The sequence below is a fragment of the Streptomyces sp. NPDC050743 genome, assembly GCF_044456925.1.
Classification (GTDB): domain Bacteria; phylum Actinomycetota; class Actinomycetes; order Streptomycetales; family Streptomycetaceae; genus Streptomyces.
Window position 1 is genome coordinate 1 of sequence record NZ_JBITGJ010000247.1, and the last position, 4,561, is coordinate 4,561.

Consider the following 4,561-nt stretch of genomic DNA (forward strand, 5'->3'; position numbering starts at 1 on the left):
GCCCTCGGCGGCCTGATCAATGAGTACCGCCACGCTGCCTGACCGAATGGCATCGCCGCAGCGCACAGCATCGAATCGTATTTTCGAGCGGCACAGGACCCTCATGACCTGTCGTGGTGGAGGGGGGTCGTCATGACGTGGCGGCCGTGGTGGGGAACGGCGGAGACCCGCGCGGCGGGGTGCCAGCGGGCCTCAGCGTTGGTTGGGCGCTGGGTTGGTCAAGGGCGGCGGGTCTTGCTCAGGATCACGTCCAGGCACCCTCCGGGGAGATCCACAACCCTGTCGAAGTCATCCAGGGTGACCCCGTGGCGTCCGGCGGCGAACAGCAGGTCCTCCAGCAGGAGCCGGGCGGCCGTGCGCTGCTGGGCGGTGATCGGGTCCCCCGGGCGCTTCACCATTGCGATCCGGTCCTCAGTGGTCCGGCCTTTGCTGTCCGTGTACGCGGTGTATGTCACGGGTTTGCCGCCTTTCAACGCCGAATCATCGTACGGGACAGCGCGCCCAACTCCGCGTACGTCACTGGTCTGCCGCCTTCCAGCGCCGAATCGTCGTACGGAACAGCCCGGTTAACTCCGTGATCCGGCGCTCCGGGACCTCCACGGACACCGCCCGGAGGACCGCTGCCCCGGCCCGCCCCGGTCCCCGGCTGCGCACCGGGACGGCCCCGACCCTGCGGACGTTCATCTACGACGGCCAGCGGAGCGTCGAGGAACTCGTCGACCACTACGGCATCAAGAACGCCGAGATCCGCCAGCTTTTGATCGACTACCTGGTCCGACGCAAATCAGACACCGACTACGTCACTCTCCAGGGCCTCGCCCGCCACCGTGCCGGCAACTTCTGGTCCGTCATCGAGGAACTTAGAAGCCGTTATCAAAGCGATCTCGCGGCGTGGGGGGTCGAACGGGGGTCCGGTCCTGTTCCCGTTCGGTTGATCGCCAGCCGGCCGGCGCATGAGAGAGGGGCCTCCTGCACGGCTCGCAGATGTCGAGTCCACGAGCACCAGGAGGCCCCAGGTGTCACAGTCTTCCGCGTCAGCGGCACCGACGTCCGACTCCGGCGCGTCGCCCTGTGATTGCCTCGCACACCGGTTCGGCAACGCCGCCGACCACGGCGACCGTGAGCGCCGCTACCCCAGCGACCTGACCGACGCGGAGTGGGCCGCTGTCCGCGACGCGCTGCCGGTGCCGCGCTGGCTGGAGGGCAGGGGCGGCCGGCCGGAGTCCTACTGCCACCGCACCATGCTCGATGCCGTGTTCTACCTGGTCGACGGCGGCATCAAGTGGCGCGCGATGCCCCGCGACTTCCCCGTCTGGCCGGCCGTCTACCGCTTCTTCCGCCGCTACCTGGCCCAGGGCCTGCTGAGCGAACTGCACGACCGGCTGCGCCGCAGGGTACGCGTGCAGGAGGGCCGCGACCCGGAGCCCAGCGCGGGGATCATCGACTCCCAGTCGGTCAAGGCCGATGCCGTCGTGGGCGCCGACTCACGCGGCTTCGACGGCGGCAGATGTCGCAATCAATGGCGTGTACGCGGGTGAGGGCCGGTTGGGCCTGGGCTGAGGGCCTTGTCCCACCGCGGGCCGGCGGCGATCATGATCGCGTGCAGCGCCGAGAGGAACTCCACGAACTACTCGCACGTGCCGGACTCACGGTCGTCGAGGACGTGCGCCCGGGCAGCCTGTTCCCGCCGGAAGCCGGCTGGCGGATCGCGCGGGGAATCGCGGCGCCGGACGGCGTGGTCCGGGAAGCGCTCGATGTGGCTTGGTGGCGCCGTCTTTGCGATGTCGACGGTGAGTTCCTGGTGGCCGTCCTCAGGCACCGGATCGGCGGCAACGACGCCTGGTGGACCCGGGTCCGGCACGCCGGGAGCGGCGTGCCGGAGTTGACCGGCGACCCCGGGTTCGTGGCGCTCTCCCTCGACGGGCAGGTGCTGCTGGCGGAGGTGCCCGGCGCGAGCGGGCCTCGGGTGACGGCCCTCGACCGACTGCCGGAGCGGTTGGAGGAAGCTGCCGCGGCCGCCGGGCGGGAGACGGAGGTCGAGCGCGCCGGAGTGTGGGCGGCGGTGCCCGGCCGACGTGCGTGGCCTGTGCACTGGGCGGAGGGGATCGGGTCCAATCCGGCCGCGACGGACGAACTGCTGATCCGGCTGCTGGATGTGGAGGAGGGCTTTCTGCACGGATGCGACCGCCCCGCCGTCCTCGACGCCGCCGTGGCGCACCCCGATCCGCGGGTGCGGTCAAGGGCCGCCGACACCTTCCGGCCCAAGCTCACGTCCGATCAGTGGGTACACCTGGTCCGCGCCGAGCCGTCGCCGAATCGACGAGTGCTCTGGGCGGAGCACGCCTGCATATGGGGCGCCGAACTCCCCGAGGACCTGTACGACGACCTCCTCGCCGGCCCGTCCCGCGCGCGAGCCGCCGAACTCCCCGGGCTCCCCGCGCAGCACCTTTCTGGCCTTGCGGCCGACGCCGATCCCCGGGTGCGGGCGGCAGCCTGTGCCCGATGGGAGGACCTCGCTGCGCCGCTGCGGGAGCGGCTGCTGGCCGACACCGACTCCGCGGTGCGAACGGCTGCGCTGCTCGCCCACCACACCGGCGTACCCATGCCTCGCGAGGTTTTCGCCGTCCTGCCCGACCCGCGGCGGGCGCTCGAACGGTGCCGCCTCGCGCCCGAGCTGGAGGCGGAGCTGGTCCAGGACGGGGACGCGGAGGCACGTCGGGCGCTGGCCGCCAACCCGGGCCTGGGCGCGCACGGCGTCGCCGTGCTGGCGGAGGACCCGCAGGACGACATCCGCTCCGCGGTGGCGCTGCGCCCCGACCTCACCGAGGAGCAACGCGCCGCCGTGCGCCACGACTTCGACCCGACGTCGATGTCGCACACCCTGCCCTGGGTCGCGGACCTGCACGACGACGCCGACGCGATGCGCCGTCTGGCCGCGTCGTCCCACCCGCTGGTCCGCCGCAGTGTGGCCCGAGCCCGGCACCTCCCGCCGGATGTCGTGGCGCGCCTGGCGCGGGATGAGGACCGGGTGGTCCGCCTGTTCCTCGCCGAATCGTGCGAGGACGCGCCGGCCGACATGCTGCTGGAGGTCTGGCGCTGGTGGGACGGCAGCTTCAGCCACCCCCACCGGCCCCGCAGCCACCCCAACTTCCCCCGTACGGGCCTGCTGCGCTACACCGCTGACCCCAGCGGGCGGATGCGCCGCCTGGCCCTGGACGATCCGGAGTCGACACCGGCCGACGTTGCACGCCTTGCCCGGGACCCCGAAGCCGAGGTGCGCCGCCGCGCGGCTGAGGACCCCCGGCTGTCACCGGCCGACGCGGTGCGGCTGCTGAACGACCCGGAGGCCCACGTCCGCGGCACCGCGGTGCGCAGTCCGCGGCTGCCGGCCCGCGTCCTGGCCGGACTGCTGCACGAGCGCGACACGGCATGCGCAGCGGTCACCAACCCGGCGATCCCGGTCCCCGTCCTGCAACGCATCCTTACCGCGGCCGCGGCAGCCGTGGCAGCCCGGCGCTGAACACCGACACCCCGCACGGAGGCCGTGTGGCGGTCCGACGCCGAACTGCGGCGTCACGGAGGTATCGACCTCGTCCTGCCCAAGAGCTTCGAGGCTCCCGGAACGGCCTGGCCGGAGCACTATCCGACTGCTGCGGCCCTGGTTTTCGGGCTCCAGGGATGCCGTACCTTCCCGGAAGCAGCTCAAGCCGCCCGGGTCTTTCTCAACCCGCTGCTGGACGGCGGCGTGCGGGGGAACTGGGATCCGGCGAAGGGTGCCTGGCAGTAGCGCGCTTCGGCGGCCCGGGCGCCGGGTCCTCCCCGCCGACGCGGGGGGTTCCGAACACCACCCCACCCCCGAGCCAGGCTCAGCAGTCCTCCCTGCCGACGCGGGGGTGGTCCGCTGGTTATCTGCCTCGCCGGCGACATCGCCCCGTCTTCCCCGCCGACTACATCGACTTCTCCTTCTGAATGAGCTCAGCAGCGTTCGGACGGTTGTGTGGAGGGGCGGCGGGTCCGCGCGCGGCGATGCGTTGGCCTGTGCTGATGAGTACGTCGCCCGATGCTTCCAGGACCTCTTGGACCTGGTCGGAGCCTGATGTCAGGCCCCTGCGAACCAGCGGTTCGACAGTCGTCGACTCCTGGTTCAGGCCACAGGAACGCAAGCCTGTTGCGCCCAGCTGGCGATGCGGACACGTTCGGCTTCGGACCAACTGCTCGCCATGATACGAACGCAAAGTCGGCCACTTCCCGGTCTTCACCGGGTTCCTCCGAGGATGCCCCGGCCTTCGGGCCGGGGAGGAATCGGACTCCTGCGGAGCGGGGCAGGGATGGCCGGATCGCCGTCGGGGCGGTCCGGCGTCCACCCCGCACGGCGGTGATGTCGCCCATGATGATCGAGAGCTCTCGACTGTCGGTCCTCTCGGGTAGGTTCGGATGCATGACGACGGAGGCGACCGCGAAGGACTCCGGGCATGCCCGGTACACCTTCCGTGTGCGCCTGTCGAACACGGCCAGGGGCCGGCTCGAAGCCGAGTGGGATCGCTGCCGCTGGATCTGGAAC

The 4,561-nt window shown here is 71.5% G+C and carries 5 protein-coding genes; 4 read left to right on the forward strand and 1 reads right to left on the reverse strand.

Annotated features, from left to right (window positions below; translation table 11 throughout):
* Positions 1-218: 218 nt before the first annotated feature.
* A complete protein-coding gene (locus tag ACIBJF_RS52265; protein ID WP_399184936.1) occupies positions 219-455 on the reverse strand; it encodes a hypothetical protein in 237 nt (78 codons plus the stop codon).
* A 119-nt stretch (positions 456-574) separates the two neighbouring features.
* Here ACIBJF_RS52265 and ACIBJF_RS52270 point away from each other — a divergent pair, with 119 nt between their 5' ends.
* From ACIBJF_RS52270 to ACIBJF_RS52285, 4 genes are all read left to right on the forward strand, one after another.
* On the forward strand, positions 575-1,075 hold the full coding sequence (locus tag ACIBJF_RS52270; protein ID WP_399184937.1) for a hypothetical protein: 501 nt from the start codon (positions 575-577) through the stop codon (positions 1,073-1,075).
* Positions 1,017-1,538, forward strand: a complete 522-nt coding sequence (locus ACIBJF_RS52275) for a transposase (RefSeq protein ID WP_399184938.1) — start codon at positions 1,017-1,019, stop codon at positions 1,536-1,538. The genes ACIBJF_RS52270 and ACIBJF_RS52275 overlap by 59 nt, the downstream gene beginning before the upstream one ends.
* Positions 1,539-1,600: 62 nt before the next feature.
* A complete protein-coding gene (locus ACIBJF_RS52280; RefSeq protein ID WP_399184939.1) occupies positions 1,601-3,520 on the forward strand; it encodes a hypothetical protein in 1,920 nt (639 codons plus the stop codon).
* Positions 3,521-3,544: 24 nt separating this feature from the next.
* The gene (locus ACIBJF_RS52285; RefSeq protein WP_399184940.1) at positions 3,545-3,787 is read left to right on the forward strand and encodes a hypothetical protein; all 243 of its coding nucleotides are present in this window, start codon (positions 3,545-3,547) and stop codon (positions 3,785-3,787) included.
* Positions 3,788-4,561 lie beyond the last annotated feature (774 nt).